Here is a 16,272-nt window from a genome sequence, read left to right as displayed (position 1 = left end):
GGTCGCGCCCGGGAGTACGGCGGTCGGTCGGGGATGGGTTCGGTTCGGGGTCAGTCCAGCGCGTACACCCGGCGGGCGGTGCCGCCGAACACGTCGGCGCGTTCGGCCGGGTCCAGGTGTGCGGTGAGCTCCCGGGCCGCCGCCACCCAGTCGGCGTACGACGAGGCCAGCAGGCACACCGGCCAGTCCGAGCCGAACATCACCCGGTCCGGGCCGAACGCCTCCAGCACCACGTCGACGTAGGGCCGCAGGGCGGCGACGTCCCAGGACGCCCAGTCGGCCTCGGTCACCAGCCCGGAGAGCTTGCAGGTGACGTTGGGGTACGCGGCGAGCCGGCGGACCAGCCCGGCCCACGGCTCGGTCTCGCCCTTGGCGATCTCCGGCTTCGAGCAGTGGTCGAGGACGAACGCCGCCTCCGGCAGCGCCTCCACCGTGTCCACGGCTGCCGGCAGCTGCACCGGGATCGTCAGCAGCTCGTAGCGCAGCCCGGCGTCGGCCACCGCGGCCAGGCCGCGCCGCACGTCGGGCCGGCAGAGCCAGGCCGGGTCCTCCTCGCCCTGCACCCCGTGCCGGATGGCGCGAAGGTACTGCCCGCCGGGCGCGGCGGCCAGCTCGGCGAGGTCGTCGGCCACCGAGTCCGCGGTGAGGTCCACCCAACCGGTCACCGCACCCACCAGGTCGCTGCCGTCGGCGAGGGCGAGGAAGTCCCGCGTCTCGTCGACGTCGGGCACCGTCTGCACCAGCACGGTCCGGGCCACCCCGGCCGCCTTCGCGTGCGGCGCGAGGTCGAACAGGTGGAACGTCTTGTCGATCGGGGCCATCTCCGGCCCCTCGATCCACGGCTCCGGTCGTACGGACAGGTCCCACACGTGGTGGTGGGCGTCCACGCCGCCGGGGCCGGCCGCCGCGCCCGGAACCGCAGTGGGATCTGCCGCGTCGCCCGGGCCGGCGCCGGCGTCAGGCGCCATGCCGCTTCACCCCCGCGTCGGCGAGGTCGTCCCACAACGCCTCCGGGATGTCGTACTCCATCATCTGGAGGTTCTCCTCCAGTTCGGCCACGCTCCGCGCGCCGGTGAGGACGGTGGCCACCGCCGGGTGCCACAGCGGGAACTGGATCGCCGCCGCCTTGAGGGGTACGCCGTGCCGCTCGCAGATCCCGGCCAGCTCCTGTGCCCGGGCGATCAGGTGCTCCGGCGCCTCGGCGTAGTTGTACGTCGCACCCGGCCGGGGGTCGGCCAGCAGACCGGAGTTGTAGACGCCGCCGATCACGATCGAGGTGTCCCGCTCCAGGCAGGCCGGCAGCAGGTCCTCGGCCCCGGGCTGCTCCAGCAGCGTGTAGCGCCCGGCCAGCAGAACCGCGTCGACGTCGGTCTCGCGGACGAACCGGGTAGGGATGCGGGACTGGTTCATGCCCACGCCGATCGCCCGCACGATGCCCTGGTCGCGCAGCTCGCGGACCGCGGGGTAGGCGACCGTGAGGGCCTCCTCCTCGTGGTCGTCCGGGTCGTGGATGTAGAGGATGTCCACCCGGTCCAGGCCGAGGCGCTCCAGGCTCTCGGTCACCGAGCGCTGGATGCCGTCCCGGGTGTAGTCGAACGTCGCCTCCGACGGCGGAGCGTCGGCGTACCCGTTCGCGTTCGGCCCCCCGGCGCCGTCCGCGCCCTCGACAGGCACGATCAGGCGGCCGACCTTCGTGGACAGGACGTACTCGGAACGGCCGATCCCGGACAGCGCGGCGCCCACCCGGCGCTCGGCGGTCCCGTGGCCGTACAGCGGAGCGGTGTCGAGGTAGTTGAGGCCGGCGTCCAGCGCGGCCTTCACCACCGCGGCCGCGGTTTCGTCCGCGACGGAGGTGAACAGCCCGCCCAGCGGGGCGGTTCCCAGCCCCAGCGTGGTGACCTCGACGTCGCTCGTGCCGAGCCGGTGCCGCTGCGTGGCCCGCTTGCCCATGCTTGCCTCGTTTCGCGTTGCTTCGCACACGGCAGGGGCGTGGCGTACGGTCCGACGGCCGCTCGCCGCGATCGGTCGACCGGCCCCGCCCGGCCACGTGGCAAGCTGATTCCGGATCCTAGTGGTCGTCTGACGTATTGGGTGGTCACGCGGACGGCCGTCTCCGGTAGCCGCGAACCCGGCTCCGCGGATCACCAAGCCCCTTCGAACGAGGAGACCCGGTGGCGAAACTGGTCGCGGTCGACGTACACGACGTGCGGTTCCCGACGTCCCGTGAGCTGCACGGCTCCGACGCCATGAACCCCGACCCCGACTACTCCGCGGCGTACGTCGTGCTGCGCACCAGCGACGGGCCCGACGGCCACGGCTTCGCGTTCACCATCGGCCGGGGCAACGAGGTGCAGTGCGCGGCGATCCGGGCGCTCGCCCCCGCCCTGGTCGGGAGGGACGTGGAGGAGATCTGCGCCGACCTCGGCCGGGTCTACTTCGACCTCGTGGACGACTCGCAGTTTCGCTGGCTCGGCCCCGAGAAGGGCCTGATGCACATGGCGATCGGTGCGGTCGTCAACGCCGTCTGGGACCTCGCCGGCCGCCGGGCGGGGCTGCCGGTGTGGAAGCTGCTGGCGGACCTGACGCCGGAGCAGATCGTCGGCCTGGTCGACTGGCGCTACCTTCGCGACGCGCTCACCCCGGAGGAGGCGCTCGACCTGCTCAAGGAGGCCGAACCCGGCCGTGCCGCCCGCGAGGAACGCCTGCGTACGCACGGACTCGCGGCGTACACCACCACGCCGGGGTGGCTCGGCTACGACGACGAGACCGTCGACCGGCTGTCCCGGCAGGCCGTCGCGGACGGGTTCGGGCAGATCAAGCTGAAGGTGGGGCGCGACGTCGAGGACGACCGGCGCCGGCTCGGCGTGGCCCGCCGGGCGGTCGGTCCGGACGTACGGATCGCCGTGGACGCCAACCAGTGCTGGGACGTCGCGGAGTCCGTGCGCTGGGTCGACCGGTTGCGCGATTTCGACCTGTGGTGGGTGGAGGAGCCGACCTCACCCGACGACGTGCTCGGCCACGCCGCCATCCGGCGCGGGATAGCGCCGATCCGGGTGGCGACCGGTGAGCACGCCCAGAACCGCGTCATCGTCAAGCAGCTGTTGCAGGCGGGCGCGATCGACGTCCTGCAGCCGGACGCGGCCCGGGTCGGCGGGGTGAACGAGAACGTCGCGATCCTGCTGCTGGCCGCGAAGTTCGGCGTACCCGTGTGCCCGCACGCCGGGGGCGTCGGCCTGTGCGAGCTCGTGCAGCACCTGGCGATGTTCGACGAGGTGGCCGTCGCGGGGCACCGGCCGGACCGGGTGGTGGAGTACGTCGACCACCTGCACGAGCACTTCGTCGACCCGGTGCGGATCGTGGCGGGCGCCTACGCCGCGCCGACCGCGCCCGGGATGTCGGCGGAGCTGCTCCCGGAGACGCTCGCCGACTACCGCTACCCGGACGGCCCGGTGTGGGCGGGCTCGCCGGCGCCTGCGGGTACCGGGGGAGTCGTAGGGGACGAGGGCGGCAGCGGGTCCTGGCCGTCCGGCGTCGCGGTCGGCGGCTGAGCGGCCGGACGCGGAACGGCCGTCGAGGGCCGCCGCGGGCTCTTCCGAACCGCGGGCCTCAGCCGCGCAGCTTGACCACCCGGCCGGAGGACCCGTCGACGAGCGGCCGGTCACCGACCGGCGCGTCCAGGTGGATGTCGACGGCATGCTCCTTGATCACCTGGGCGCAGATCACGTCGCTCTTGCCCGGCGGTTCACGGTGCAGCCTGACCACCACCGCGTCGGCGCGTTCGGTGACCTCGGCGCGCCTCAGACCCGGCGCGCACGGCGTCGGAAGGGTGTAGTGCACCTTGAGCGTTCGCGCGGCGGGCGTGCCGTCGGCTGCGTCGACCCGGATCAGTGGCTGCCAGTTGTCACCGGGCGGCTTCGCCGGCGGCATGCCGGGGTTGCCCGGGCCCTTGCCGCCCCGTGTCCGGGTCGGGCTGGGGGAGGACGGGGTCGGCGTCGGCCCGGCCGACTTCGTGACCGAGGCGGTGGGCGACGGCGTGGGTGAGGCCTGCTGGTCGCCGGACTCGGCGGTCGTACCCGCCCCGCACGAGGTGAGGACGAGCGCGGTGAGGACTGCCAGCGCGGCCAGTGCGATCAGCACGGCCGGTGGGGCCGAGGTGCGGGCTCTGTGGGCTCTGCCTGCTCCGTCGGCTGTTCCGGCTCTGCCGGCGGTGCCGAAGGGAACCGCGGACGGTGACCTCATCTGTTCCCCCGGGGACGTCGAGGTGCCTGGCTTCGCCGGCGTACCGGCGAGGACCGGTGGTGCCGGACGACCACGGCGGACCCGCGACCGGGGCGAACACCTGCCCGCCACATGGACGCGCTCCCGCCGCCGCCGGTTCCGGACGCGGCGCACTCCCGGAGTACGAGGGGAGGCGTGCGGGGAGACGGGCGGCCCGACCGGACTCGCCGGGCCGAGCGCGACGCCGACCGGCCCGGCCTGGGTATGGTGAGCTGCCGGTTCGCCGTCCGACCATTCCTGAGGGGAACTCTTCGTGCCAATCGCGGTTACCGGGTCGATCGCCACCGACCACCTCATGACGTTCGGCGGCAAGTTCCGCGACTCGCTCGTGGTCGACCAGCTGGACAAGATCTCGGTGTCCTTTCTCGCCGACGACCTCGAGGTGCGCAGGGGCGGCGTCGCCGCCAACATCGCGTTCGGCATGGCCTGCCTCGGCCTGGACCCGGTCCTCGTCGGCGCGGTCGGCCACGACTTCGCCGACTACCGTTCGTGGCTGGAGCGCCACGGCGTCGACTGCGGCTCGGTGCGCACCAGTGACGGACACCACACGGCAAGGTTCGTGTGCACGACCGACTCCGCGCACGCCCAGATCGCCACCTTCTACCCCGGCGCGATGAGCGAGGCCCGCAAGATCGAGCTCGCCCCGGTGGCCGAACGCGTCGGCGGGCTCGACCTCGTGGTGGTCGGCGCCAACGACCCCGAGGCGATGCGCCGGCACACCGACGAGTGCCGCGACCGCGGCTTCGCGTTCGCCGCCGACCCCTCCCAGCAGCTCGCCTGGTCCGACGGCGAGCTGATCCGTGAGCTGATCGACGGCGCCACCTACTTCCTCTCCAACGAGTACGAATCCGCGCTGACCGAGCAGAAGACGGGCTGGAACACCGAGGAGATCCTGACCCGGGTCGGCACGGTCGTCACCACGCTCGGCTCGGAAGGCGTCCGCGTCCAGCGCAAGGGCGAGGCGCCGATCCACGTGGGCGTCGCACCTGTGCAGGGCCTGGTCGACCCGACCGGCGTCGGCGACGGCTTCCGCGCCGGTTTCCTGGCCTCGGTCGGCTGGGGGCTCGACCTCGAGCGGGCCGCCCAGGTCGGCTGCCTGCTCGCCGCGCACGTGATCGAGACCCTCGGCCCGCAGGAGTACCACCTCACCCGGGAGACCTTCCTCGGCCGGCTCGCCGAGGCGTACGGCGACGACGCCGCGGCCGACGTGGAGCCCATGCTGACCCGGGTCCAGCAGAAGATCACCCAGCCCTGAGCAGACCGCCTGCCCGCCGGGAGGGTGCGGGTCTGCGAGTCCAAGTGCTGCGAGTAGGGTTCTGTCGCTGATACGAGGTTGCGCCGCTGTGCACCCGGTGGGTCTGTGTAGTCGCCGGTGCGGAGGGTCTGAGGGAGAAAGGCATCCCGTGAGGTCGAACGCTGGCGAACGCGCTCCGCGCCCGATTCTGCGCAGGGCGTCCGTGGCGCTCGTAGGCATCGCCCTGCTGGTGGTGAGCGGATGCTCCACCGAGCAGCTCGACACCTGGAAGCGGGGCGGCATGCCCCCGCCGGCGAGTGACCGAGCCACCCACACCCTGAGCCTGTGGCAGGGCGCCTGGATCGCCGCGCTCGCGGTCGGCGTACTCGTGTGGGGACTGATCATCTGGGCGGTGATCGCCTACCGCCGGCGTGACGACTCCGTTCCGCCACAGGTCCGTTACCACCTGCCGATCGAGATCCTCTACTCCGCGGTCCCGTTCGTCATCATCGCGGTGTTGTTCTTCTTCACCGTGCGCGACCAGAACGCCATCCTCAAGGTCGACAAGAACGACCCGCCCGCCACCGTCGTCAACGTCGTCGGCCAGCAGTGGAGCTGGACCTTCAACTACGTCGACGCGCCCGGCACCGGCACGGTGTGGGAGAGCGGGACCCCCGAGCACCTTCCGACGCTCTACCTGCCCGTGGGCAAGAAGGTCGGTTTCAAGCTCAACTCGCCCGATGTGGTCCACTCCTTCTTCATCCCGGCGTTCCTGTTCAAGATGGACGTCTTCCCGGGCAAGACCAACTACTTCGAGCTGACCCCCACCAAGGAGGGTGAGTTCGCCGGCAAGTGTGCCGAGCTCTGCGGTGTCTACCACTCCCGGATGCTGTTCACCGTGCACGTGGTGAGCCAGGAGGAGTACGACGCGCATCTGCGTCAGCTCAAGGCGAAGGGCCAGACGGGCCTGAACACCGGTGGTGCGGCCGCGCACACCCAGCAGGGCACGCAGGTGGAGGGAACCAAGTGACGATTCTCAGTGAGCGCCGGCAGGCGTCAGACTTCCCGACCGAGCCGGTACGTCGCCGCAGCACGGGCGCGAAGATCGTGTCGTGGATGACGACAACCGACCACAAGGTGATCGGCCACCTCTACCTCGTCACGTCGTTCGCGTTCTTCCTGGTCGGCGGCCTGATGGCGCTGATCATGCGGTCCGAGCTGGCCCGCCCGGGCATGCAGGTCCTGAGCAAGACCAACGGCGAGCTCCTCTACAACCAGCTGTTCACGATGCACGGCACGATCATGCTGTTGCTGTTCGCGACGCCGCTGTTCGTCGGGTTCGCCAACGTGATCATGCCGCTGCAGATCGGTTCGCCCGACGTCGCGTTCCCGCGGATGAACATGCTGAGCTACTGGATGTTCCTCTTCGGTGGGCTGATCGTGCTGGGCTCGTTCCTGACCCCCTCCGGAGCGCCGGACTTCGGCTGGACGGCGTACACCCCGCTCTCCGACGCGGTGCGGACCCCGGGCGTCGGCGGTGACCTGTGGGTGATGGGCCTCTACATCGCCGGTCTGGGAACGATCCTCGGCTCGGTCAACTTCGTCACCACGATCTTCTGCATGCGGGCGCCGGGCATGACGATGTTCCGGATGCCGATCTTCACCTGGAACGTCCTGGTCACCAGCGTGCTCGCGCTGATCGCGTTCCCGATCCTGGCCGGCGCCCTGCTGATGCTGGAGGCCGACCGGCAGTTCGGTGCGCACGTGTTCGACCCGGCCAACGGCGGCGCCGGTCCGCTGTTGTGGCAGCACCTGTTCTGGTTCTTCGGCCACCCCGAGGTCTACATCATCGCGCTGCCGTTCTTCGGGATCATCACCGAGATCATCCCGGTGTTCAGCCGCAAGCCGCTGTTCGGCTACGTCGGCATGGTGCTGGCCACGATGGGGATCGCCGCCCTGTCGGTCGCGGTGTGGGCGCACCACATGTTCGTGACGGGCATGGTCGACCTGCCGTTCTTCTCCTTCATGACGTTCCTCATCGCGGTACCGACCGGGATGAAGTTCTTCAACTGGATCGGCTCGATGTGGCGCGGCTCGGTGAGTTTCGAGACGCCCATGCTGTGGTCGATCGGGTTCCTGGTGACGTTCCTGTTCGGCGGGCTCACCGGCGTGATCCTCGCCGCGCCGCCGCTGGACTTCCACGTCAGCGACACCTACTTCGTGGTCGCCCACTTCCACTACGTCGTCTTCGGCACCGTGGTGTTCGCGATGTTCGCGGGCTTCTACTTCTGGTGGCCGAAGATGACCGGCCGGATGCTGAACGAAACCCTCGGGAAGATCCACTTCTGGACGCTGTTCTTCGGCTTCCACCTGACCTTCCTGGTGCAGCACTGGCTGGGTGTGGAGGGCATGCCCCGCCGGTACGCCGACTACCCGGTCGAGGACGGCTTCGCGACCCTGAACACCGTCTCCACCATCGGCGCATTCCTCCTCGGTATGTCCACGTTGCCGTTCCTGCTCAACGTGATCCTGTCCTGGAAGTCTCCGAAGGTCGGGGTCGACGACCCGTGGGGCTGGGGCCGTTCGCTGGAGTGGGCCACCTCGTCCCCTCCGCCGCGGCACAACTTCACCTCGATCCCGCGGATCCGCTCCGAGAGCCCGGCGTTCGACGTCCACCACCCGGAGATCGCGCTGCTCGAACTCGCGCAGAACGATCCGCACGGCGTCGCCGACCTGCCTGAACACGACGGCCGCGACAGTCAACTCCAGTCCAGCTCGCAGCAGAACCGGAAGGACCGCTCGTGAAGGCCGAGGGATACATCTTCGCGATCCTGACCGGATTCTTCGTGATCGTCACGCCCATCTACTGGTTCCTCTCGCACGACCCGACCGGGACCAGCGCACTGGTGATGACCACGCTGCTCGCCGCCCTGGTGGCGTTCTACGTGCTTCTCACGGCCCGCAGGGTGGGGCCGCGACCGGAGGACCGCAAGGACGCCGAGATCGCGGAGGGAGCCGGCGAGCTGGGCTTCTTCAGTCCGCACAGCTGGTGGCCGCTGGCCTGCGCGGGCTCCCTCTCGGTGGTCGTCCTCGGCATCGTCTTCGGCTGGTGGCTCTTCATCATCGGCGCCGCTGTCGGCGCGGCGTCCGTGCTCGGCATGGTTTTCGAGTACTACCGCGGGGAGCACGCGCACTGATCGACGCTCGCTGAACGAGGGGGGCTGTCCGTACGGACAGCCCCCCTCGTTCTGTGTTCGGTTGATCCGGTTCAGTATTCTTTACAAGGACACATCTACTCATGTGCAACTTCCCGGGAGATCGAGACGTCTTCAACCCGGGGGTCCCTGCAGGGGGGATCGACCAGCTTGAGTAGCACCGCCGGGACGGGAGCATTCATGGGGAATCGGGGGCGCATGCGGTCAACGGTGCGTAGGGCAGGGGCGCTGGCAGCGTTGCTGGCGATGGTGCTGGTGGTCGGATGTCAGTCGAAGTCCACAAGTGATCCGATCGAGGCGAACGCCAATCCGGGCAACGGCTCGAAGGAGACTCCCAAGAAGACGGCACCACCGGCGAAGGTCGAGCTGTCGGTGAAGAAGTCGTCGAAGGGGGCACTCACCGACCCGGTGAAGGTCTCCGCCGGCGGCGGAAAGCTCGACAAGGTGACGGTCACCAGTGAGGGCGTCGACGACCTCCAGGGCACGCTGAACGCCGCCAGGACGGTCTGGACAGCGAAGGCAAACGCACTTCTGCCCGACAGGACCTACAAGGTCGTTGCGAGCGCCAAGAACGCCGCCGGCCGGACGACGAACCTCACCCAGAGCTTCACCACGGCCCCGCCGGCGAAGGTGCTGGGCACCGACATCACCCCGCTGAACGGCTACAACGTCGGCGTGGGGATGCCGATCATCGTGAAGTTCACCGAGCCGGTCAAGGACCGTGCCGCAGCGCAGAAGCGGTTGGTGCTGGAGACCTCCAAGCCGGTCGAAGGGGCCTGGCACTGGTTCAGTGACTCCGAGGTGCACTACCGCCCGAGGACCTACTGGCCCGCGCACACCAACGTGACGCTGAAGGTCAACACGAAGGACTTCGACGCCGGCAACGGCGCGTGGGGGATCAAGGACAAGGTCCGCACGTTCAGCATCACCAACTCGGTGGTCACCAAGGTCGACCTCGACCGCACCCACACCGCGAAGGTCTACGTCGACGGCAAGCTGGCCCGCACGATCGACGTGACCGGTGGAAAGAAGGGCTGGCGCACCCGCAACGGCACGAAGGTGATCCTGGAGAAGCGGGAGAACGTCCTCTTCAAGAACGAGGCCATCGGCGAGAAGGAGCACTACCGGCTGACCGGAAGGTGGGCCCTGCGGCTGACCTGGAGCGGTGAGTTCCTGCACACCGCCGCCTGGTCGACCGGCTCCCAGGGGCGCGCCAACGTCAGTCACGGCTGCGTCGGCATGAACACCCGTGACTCCGACTGGCTGTGGCACGTGTCGCACGTCGGTGACCCGGTGGAGGTCGCCAGCAAGTACGGCGCCCCGATGCAGACCACAGGCAACGGGTACGGCGACTGGAACGTCTCCTGGAGCGACTGGAAGGCCGGAAGCGCGCTGTAGGGCGCAATGCGACGCAGCGGGTCCCACGCCTACCAGGCGTGGGACCCGCTGCTTGTTCCCGGTGCGGTCCCACGTCTACCAGGCGTGGGACCCGTTTGCTTGTTCCCGGTGCGGTCCCACGTCTACCAGGCGTGGGACCCGTTTGCTTGTTCCCGGTGCGGTCCCACGCCTACCAGGCGTGGGACCCGTTGCTTGTTCCCGGTGCGAACTCCGATCTGGTGTCGTTGGCTGCGCGCAGGGCGGTCGTCGCCAACGTGGTGTACTGCATCGTGAAGTGCCCGCCCAGCCGGTCGATGGCCTCGCCGACGGCTTGGAGGATGTCGGCTGTCCGGTCCGACGGCAGCTGGGTGAGGCCGCCGGTGGTGGGCAGCAGGTCCAGCCACTGGTCGCGGGTGTAGGTCAGCTCCCAGTCGAACCTCCACTGCTCGGGGAGCTCGAACAGCCCGGTGGCGTGGACCTGGTCGGCGAACCTCGCGTAGCCCTCCTGGTACACGCTCAGCGGCCGCCGGGCCGGTTGGGAACTGAACGGGGAGTCGGGCGCGGCCCGGCGGAACGCGGCGGCGAACGGCTCGGCCACCTCGCTGGGCGGCTCGTACACGTGCCCGAAGATTGCCAGCCGGCCTCCCGGGCGCAGGACCTGCGCGGCCTTCACCGCGCCGACCGCCTGGTCCACCCAGTGCCACGCCTGGGCGGCGACCACCGCGTCGAACATCCGGCCGGCCGACTGCCAGACCTCGAACGTCGCCACCTCGACCCGCAGCCCGCGGGTCCGGGCGAACTCGGCCATCCGCGCATCAGGCTCGACGCCCAGGACGCTGCAGCTGGCTGCCTCGAACTGACGGGCCGCGATGCCGGTACCGCAGCCGACGTCGAGTACGTCCGGCCCGGGGCTCCCCGCGACGATCCGCGCCACCAGCGCGTCGGGGTAGCCGGGCCGGGCCTGGTCGTAGCGGTGGGCGTCCGAACCGAACGACTCGGCCATCCGGCGGGCGCCGTGCAACCTGGGGAGGGAGGGCTCAGCCGACTCCCAGGGTAAAGTGGGCACACGCCCACCGTAGTGGGCAAGCGCCCACTACGGCAACGGAGTCGGCGGTTGCGGGGCGAGTTGCAGGGAGGGGGGACGACGAGTGCCGACCGGGGTGCATCTTCGTGACGCACGGCAGCAGCTGTTCGACGCCGCCGAACGCGTGCTGCTGCGGGACGGGCCCAGCGGGCTGACCACCCGGGCGGTTACCGACGAAGCTGGTTGCGCCAAGGGGGTCCTGCACCGGCACTTCAGCGACCTGGACGCCTTCCTCGCCGAGCTGGTGCTGGACCGGGCCGCGCAGTTGGAGAGGCAGGCGAACGCCCTGCTGGAGTCCGCGGGCAGCGGAGCCGTGACCGACAATCTCACCGGTGCCCTGATCGGCCTGTTCGGGCCGGTGCCGATGGCGATCATTCCGTTGATCACCTTCCGGGACGGGCTGCGCGCCCGGCTGCGGGAGGCCAGGCCCGGTGGGGGAGTCGGGATCCTTGCGCAGGTCACGAATGCCGTCGCCGCCTACCTGGCCGAGGAGCGCGCGCGGGGCCGCATCGTGGCCGACGCCGACATCGACTCCCTCGGTCTGTCGGTGGTCGGGGGAGGGCACCTGCTGTTCGCGGACCGCGAGGCAGGCGCGCCGACCACGGAAGCCGTACGGAAGTTCGTGGCAGGTGTCCTCGCCGACGCCGTACGAACTTCCTGAGGTCTGTCCCGGACAGCACTGTGCCGCGGCCATCAAGTGGTGGACCGCGGCACAGATGCGGGTTGGGCGGGGTTCCCGTCTCAGTGCTCGGAGCGGGTGCTCCCGCCGCCGGCGCCGACCTGCTTCGTGCCCTCGCCGTGGCCGTTGCCCTCGGCCAGCTCGCGGGCATGGCCGTTGCCGTTGGCGAGTTCGTGGCCGTGGCCGTTGCCGTGAGCGGCCTCCAGCTCGGCCTTCGTCGGCACCTGCAGTTGGTCGCTGAAGTAGAAGCGGGACGCACGTGCCCGCAGCTTCCGCCGCCGGAAGTGGGGGTCTGCCACACCGTGGGCGTCCACTCCCGAACCGACCTCCAGGGGCTCCTGGCGGTCGTGGCTGGCGATCGCCCAGGCCTCCTCCGGGTCGAGGGGAGCGTGGATCTCGCTGACCTCGCCGTTGGGGGCCCGCATGACGATGCCGGTTTCCCGGCCGTGGAGCAGCCGGTCCCGGTCCGCGCGCTGCAGGCCGATGCAGATCCGCTTGGTGATCAGGAACGCGATCACCGGGCCGATGAAGATTGCGAAGCGGAGGAACCAGGTGATGGCGTTGATCGACAGGTGGAACGTGGTGGCGAGGATGTCGTTGCCTCCGCCGATCCACAGCAGGCCGTAGAACGTCATCCCGGCCACACCGAACGCGGTCCGCACCGGCTGGTTGCGGGGCCGGTCCAGCAGGTGGTGCTCGCGCCGGTCACCGGTCACCCAGGACTCGATGAACGGGTAGAGCGCGAGGACGACGGCCATCAGCCCGAGCAGGCCGAAGCCCGGGATGAAGATGTTCCAGCTGATGGTGAAGCCCGCGATGTGGGTTTCCCAGTTGGGCATGATGCGCAGTCCGCCCTCGACCCACCCCATGTACCAGTCGGGCTGGGTACCGGCACCGACCTGGGACGGGTTGTACGGGCCGTACACCCAGACCGGGTTCAGCTGGAACAGCGCGCCCATCAGGGCGGTGACGCCGAAGACGATGAAGAAGAAGCCGCCGGCCTTGGCCATGTACACCGGCAGCAGCGGGTAGCCGACGACGTTCTGGTTGGTCCGTCCCGGGCCCGGGAACTGCGTGTGCTTGTGGTAGACGACCAGCGCCAGGTGTGCGGTGATCAGCGCCAGGATGACTCCCGGCAGCAGCAGGATGTGCACCGGATACAGGCGTGGAATCACCACGTCACCCGGGAACGCACCGCCGAACACGAAGTACGACAGGTAGGTGCCGACCACCGGGAACGCCCGCAGCAGACCCTCGATGAACCGCAGACCGGTGCCGGAGAGCAGGTCGTCGGGGAGGGAGTAGCCGGTGAAGCCCTCGACCAGACCCAGCTGCAGCAGGATGGTCCCGAGCAGCCAGTTGAGCTCGCGCGGCTTGCGGAACGCGCCGGTGAAGAAGGTCCGGAGCATGTGCAGCGTCATCGCGCCGATGAACAGCATCGCCGACCAGTGGTGGATCTGCCGCATCAGCAGACCACCGCGGACGCCGAACGAGATGTGCAGCGTGGAGGAGAACGCCTCGGACATGTGGACGCCGCGCAGCGGCAGGTAGGGGCCGCTGTAGACGACCTCCTGCATGCTCGGCTTGAACCACAACGTCAGGAAGGTGCCCGACAGCAGCAGGATGATGAAGCTGTAGAGCGCGATCTCACCGAGCAGGAACGACCAGTGGTCGGGGAAGACCTTGCGGATGTTCTTCTTGACGAGCTTGGCCAGGCCGATGCGATCGTCGAGGAACTCCAGGGGCTTGCCGAGGGGGTGTGGTGTCGCGCTGCTCATCCGCGCTCCCAGTAACTCGGTCCGACGGGCTCATGAAAGTCGCTCTGGGCGACCAGGTATCCCTCGGAGTCGACCATGATCGGCAACTGTGGCAGCGACCGCGCAGCCGGCCCGAAGACGACCCTTCCATTGTCGGCGAGGTTGAACGTCGACTGGTGGCAGGGGCAGAGGACGTGGTGTGTCTGCTGTTCCCACAGGTTAACCGGGCAGCCGACGTGGGTGCACACCTTGGAGTAGCACAGGATGCCGGAAACGCCCCAGTTGCGGCGGTTCGGCAGCGCGTGGATGTCGTTCTCCTTCATCCGGACGATGATGATCGACGACTTCGCCCGGGCGTCCTGGCGTTCGGCGCCCTCGGGCACGTCCTCCAGCGTGATCGGCACACCGTTGACCAACTGACCGAGCTCGAGGTCCTCGGCCTTGATCGGCTCGAACGTCACGTCGTTGGCGAGCCGGGTGCCGCGACGCCAGATCGTGTGCGCGGAGGAGTTGCCGGGCAGCGGCCCGAGGTCACGCAACAGCACGATCACCGGCAGGCCGAGGGCTGCCAGCGCGCCGATGAGGGAGTTGCGGATCAGCTTGCGACGGCCGATCCCGCTTTCTTCGGCGCCCTGCCGGACGGTCGCGATGGCCTCGGCGCGTTCCTCGTCGGTCGACCTGGCCGGGTGGCGTTCCTCGACCATCTCGGTGTCGGACATCAGCTTGCGGGCCCACTGGACCGCACCGATCCCGATCAGCAGCAGAGCGAGACCGAGCGCGCAGCCCATGATGAAGTTGGACGCACCGAAGCCGAGGAAGCTCGCGTCGGTGGGGATGGCGAAGTAGGCGACCACGAAACCGAGCGTCAGCAGCGTGGCCAGCCCGAACATCGTGGCGACCTGGCGCTCGGCCCGCTTGGCGGCGCGCTCGTCGACGTCGGTGGGACGCGGCTCGTGCGTCGGCAGACCGGGGTTGGGCACCGGGTCCTCGTGCCCGGTGCCGGTGGGGCCGGCCGGGACGGGAACCTCGCCACGAGAGGTCTCGTCGCTCATTTGCCCTGTGCTCCCTTTCCGTTGGTCCGTGCGGTCTTCGCCGCGATCCACACCGCGAGAACGACGCAGGCGGCGAGACCGACGAGCCAGGCGGCGACGCCCTCGCTCACCGGGCCCAGCCCGCCGAGGCCGAACCCTCCCTGGGTCGGCTGGTGCTTCAGTTCGTCGAGGTAGGCGATGATCTGCCGCTTGTTCTTCGGGGTGATCACCTGGTCGGAGAACACGGGCATGTTCTGCGGGCCGGTCAACATCGCCTCGTAGATGTGCCGGTCCGAGGTGCCGTCGAGGTTGGGCGCGTACTTGCCGTGGGTGAGCGCCCCGCCCTTGCCGGCCACGTTGTGGCAGGAGGCGCAGTTGGTGCGGAACAGCTCACCGCCCTGGGCGATCTCGGCGTCGCTGAGGTCGGAGGTGTCGAGATCCTGCTTGGAGGGCACCGACGGGCCGGGGCCGAGCGAGGCGACGTAGGCCGCCAGCGCGGCGGTCTCCTCGTCGCTGAAGGCGACGGGCTTCTTGGGGATCTGGGCACCCGGCTGCTGTGCCGGCATCCGCCCGGTGGCGACCTGGAAGTCGACCGCCGCGGCGCCGACCCCGATCAGCGGGGGACCCGCGTTGGTACCCGCCGCGTTCGTACCGTGGCAGGAGGAGCAGCTCACCGCGAACAGCTTGCGGCCCTGCTCGACCTGCGTCGACTGGGCGGCGTCGGCGGACGCCTTCGACGAAGGGGATGCGACGGCGTAGACACCGCCGAAGACCGTCAACGCCAGGGCGACGACGACCAGGCCGGCGAACCGGTTGCGCCGTCGCGCGCTCAGGATGGTGCTCAGCCGGGGACGAGTCCGGAACCCGACCGTCTGGAACCGGGGGCGACCCCGGACGCCGAAAGGCACGTCTTCCAGCTCCGTCCTACTTGATGAGATAGATGGTCGCGAACAGTCCGATCCACACGACGTCGACGAAGTGCCAGTAGTACGACACCACGATGGCGCTCACCGCCTGCTCGTGCGTGAACCGCTTCGTCATGAACGTGCGACCGAGGACCAGGAGGAAGGCGATCAGGCCGCCTGTCACGTGGAGTCCGTGGAAGCCGGTGGTGAGGTAGAACACCGAGCCGTAGGCGGTGGAGGAGATCGAGACGCCCTCGTGGATCAGCTCGGCGTACTCGTAGGTCTGGCCGCCGATGAAGAACGCACCCATGAGATAGGTAAGGACGAACCACTCCCGCAGGCCCCACTTCGCGGGGTTCAGGATGCCGCTGGCGCGCCCCACCTGGCCGCGTTCGGCAGCGAAGACGCCCATCTGGCAGGTCACCGACGACAGCACCAGCACCGTCGTGTTGACGAAGGCGAAGGGGACGTTGAGCTTCGCCGTCTCCTGCGCCCACAGGTCCGGCGAAACTGCCCGAATCGTGAAATATGCCGCGAAGAGCGCGGCGAAGAACATCAGCTCGCTCGCCAGCCACACGATCGTCCCGACACTGACCATCGAGGGGCGGTTCGGGTGGCCGTGGAAGCGCGCGGTGGGTTCTATGGTTGCTGTCGCCACGTGCGCCATTATGTCGGTCGATCCCCGCCGCCTTCGGGCGACCCCCGGGCGCCC

Annotated in this window: 15 protein-coding genes; 7 read left to right on the top strand and 8 right to left on the bottom strand. The window is 69.5% G+C overall.

The genetic code is table 11. The annotated features are described in order from the left end of the window. Positions 1-50 precede the first annotated feature (50 nt). Both ABZV93_RS10115 and ABZV93_RS10110 read right to left on the bottom strand, forming a co-directional pair. The gene (locus tag ABZV93_RS10115) at positions 51-968 is read right to left on the bottom strand and encodes an amidohydrolase family protein (RefSeq protein WP_354933064.1); all 918 of its coding nucleotides are present in this window, start codon (positions 966-968) and stop codon (positions 51-53) included. Further along, positions 958-1,950 carry an aldo/keto reductase gene (locus ABZV93_RS10110; protein ID WP_354933062.1) on the bottom strand — a complete coding sequence of 331 codons (993 nt, stop codon included), beginning with the start codon at positions 1,948-1,950 and terminating at the stop codon, positions 958-960. Before ABZV93_RS10110 ends, ABZV93_RS10115 begins: the two co-directional genes overlap by 11 nt. 221 nt (positions 1,951-2,171) lie before the next feature. Between ABZV93_RS10110 and ABZV93_RS10105 the strand changes: the two genes are divergently transcribed. Then, positions 2,172-3,548, top strand: coding sequence for an enolase C-terminal domain-like protein (locus tag ABZV93_RS10105; protein WP_354933060.1), 1,377 nt, complete (start codon positions 2,172-2,174; stop codon positions 3,546-3,548). Between the two features lie 58 nt (positions 3,549-3,606). Here the strand turns inward: ABZV93_RS10105 and ABZV93_RS10100 are convergent, their stop codons facing one another. Next, positions 3,607-4,137 (bottom strand): hypothetical protein, encoded by a 531-nt coding sequence (locus ABZV93_RS10100; RefSeq protein WP_354933058.1) that lies wholly within the window; start codon positions 4,135-4,137, stop codon positions 3,607-3,609. Positions 4,138-4,531: 394 nt separating this feature from the next. On the opposite strand from ABZV93_RS10100, the gene ABZV93_RS10095 reads away from it, so the two are divergent. The 5 genes from ABZV93_RS10095 (at position 4,532) to ABZV93_RS10075 (ending at position 10,125) form a co-directional block, all read left to right on the top strand. Beyond that, entirely contained in the window at positions 4,532-5,533 is a 1,002-nt protein-coding gene (locus ABZV93_RS10095; protein ID WP_354933056.1) for a carbohydrate kinase family protein, read from the top strand. Positions 5,534-5,681: 148 nt separating this feature from the next. After that, complete coding sequence (gene coxB, locus ABZV93_RS10090; protein WP_354933054.1) at positions 5,682-6,542, top strand: cytochrome c oxidase subunit II; 861 nt, start codon at positions 5,682-5,684, stop codon at positions 6,540-6,542. A gap of 86 nt (positions 6,543-6,628) precedes the next feature. Next, positions 6,629-8,317, top strand: coding sequence for a cytochrome c oxidase subunit I (ctaD, locus tag ABZV93_RS10085; RefSeq protein ID WP_354933052.1), 1,689 nt, complete (start codon positions 6,629-6,631; stop codon positions 8,315-8,317). Then, entirely contained in the window at positions 8,314-8,709 is a 396-nt protein-coding gene (locus tag ABZV93_RS10080; protein ID WP_354933050.1) for a cytochrome c oxidase subunit 4, read from the top strand. The genes ctaD and ABZV93_RS10080 overlap by 4 nt, the downstream gene beginning before the upstream one ends. A 216-nt stretch (positions 8,710-8,925) precedes the next feature. Continuing rightward, on the top strand, positions 8,926-10,125 hold the full coding sequence (locus ABZV93_RS10075; protein WP_354933048.1) for an Ig-like domain-containing protein: 1,200 nt from the start codon (positions 8,926-8,928) through the stop codon (positions 10,123-10,125). Between the two features lie 169 nt (positions 10,126-10,294). On the opposite strand, the gene ABZV93_RS10070 is transcribed toward ABZV93_RS10075, so the two are convergent. Further along, positions 10,295-11,170: a class I SAM-dependent methyltransferase gene (locus ABZV93_RS10070; protein ID WP_354933046.1), complete on the bottom strand. Its 876-nt coding sequence runs from the start codon at positions 11,168-11,170 to the stop codon at positions 10,295-10,297. 94 nt (positions 11,171-11,264) lie between these two features. Here ABZV93_RS10070 and ABZV93_RS10065 point away from each other — a divergent pair, with 94 nt between their 5' ends. Further along, positions 11,265-11,849: a TetR/AcrR family transcriptional regulator gene (locus ABZV93_RS10065; protein ID WP_354933044.1), complete on the top strand. Its 585-nt coding sequence runs from the start codon at positions 11,265-11,267 to the stop codon at positions 11,847-11,849. An 80-nt stretch (positions 11,850-11,929) separates the two neighbouring features. On the opposite strand, the gene ABZV93_RS10060 is transcribed toward ABZV93_RS10065, so the two are convergent. The 4 genes from ABZV93_RS10060 to ABZV93_RS10045 all read right to left on the bottom strand — a co-directional run bounded on the left by ABZV93_RS10060 (position 11,930) and on the right by ABZV93_RS10045 (position 16,158). Beyond that, on the bottom strand, positions 11,930-13,645 hold the full coding sequence (locus tag ABZV93_RS10060) for a ubiquinol-cytochrome c reductase cytochrome b subunit (RefSeq protein ID WP_354933042.1): 1,716 nt from the start codon (positions 13,643-13,645) through the stop codon (positions 11,930-11,932). After that, on the bottom strand, positions 13,642-14,676 hold the full coding sequence (locus tag ABZV93_RS10055; RefSeq protein ID WP_354933040.1) for a Rieske 2Fe-2S domain-containing protein: 1,035 nt from the start codon (positions 14,674-14,676) through the stop codon (positions 13,642-13,644). The genes ABZV93_RS10060 and ABZV93_RS10055 overlap by 4 nt, the downstream gene beginning before the upstream one ends. Next, the gene (locus tag ABZV93_RS10050; protein ID WP_354933334.1) at positions 14,673-15,500 is read right to left on the bottom strand and encodes a cytochrome c; all 828 of its coding nucleotides are present in this window, start codon (positions 15,498-15,500) and stop codon (positions 14,673-14,675) included. Before ABZV93_RS10050 ends, ABZV93_RS10055 begins: the two co-directional genes overlap by 4 nt. A gap of 79 nt (positions 15,501-15,579) precedes the next feature. Next, entirely contained in the window at positions 15,580-16,158 is a 579-nt protein-coding gene (locus ABZV93_RS10045; protein ID WP_354933332.1) for a heme-copper oxidase subunit III, read from the bottom strand. Between the last annotated feature and the right edge of the window lie 114 nt (positions 16,159-16,272).

The sequence above is a fragment of the Actinopolymorpha sp. NPDC004070 genome (assembly GCF_040610475.1).
Taxonomy (GTDB): domain Bacteria; phylum Actinomycetota; class Actinomycetes; order Propionibacteriales; family Actinopolymorphaceae; genus Actinopolymorpha.
This window is presented reverse-complemented; position numbering and strand designations above follow the sequence as displayed.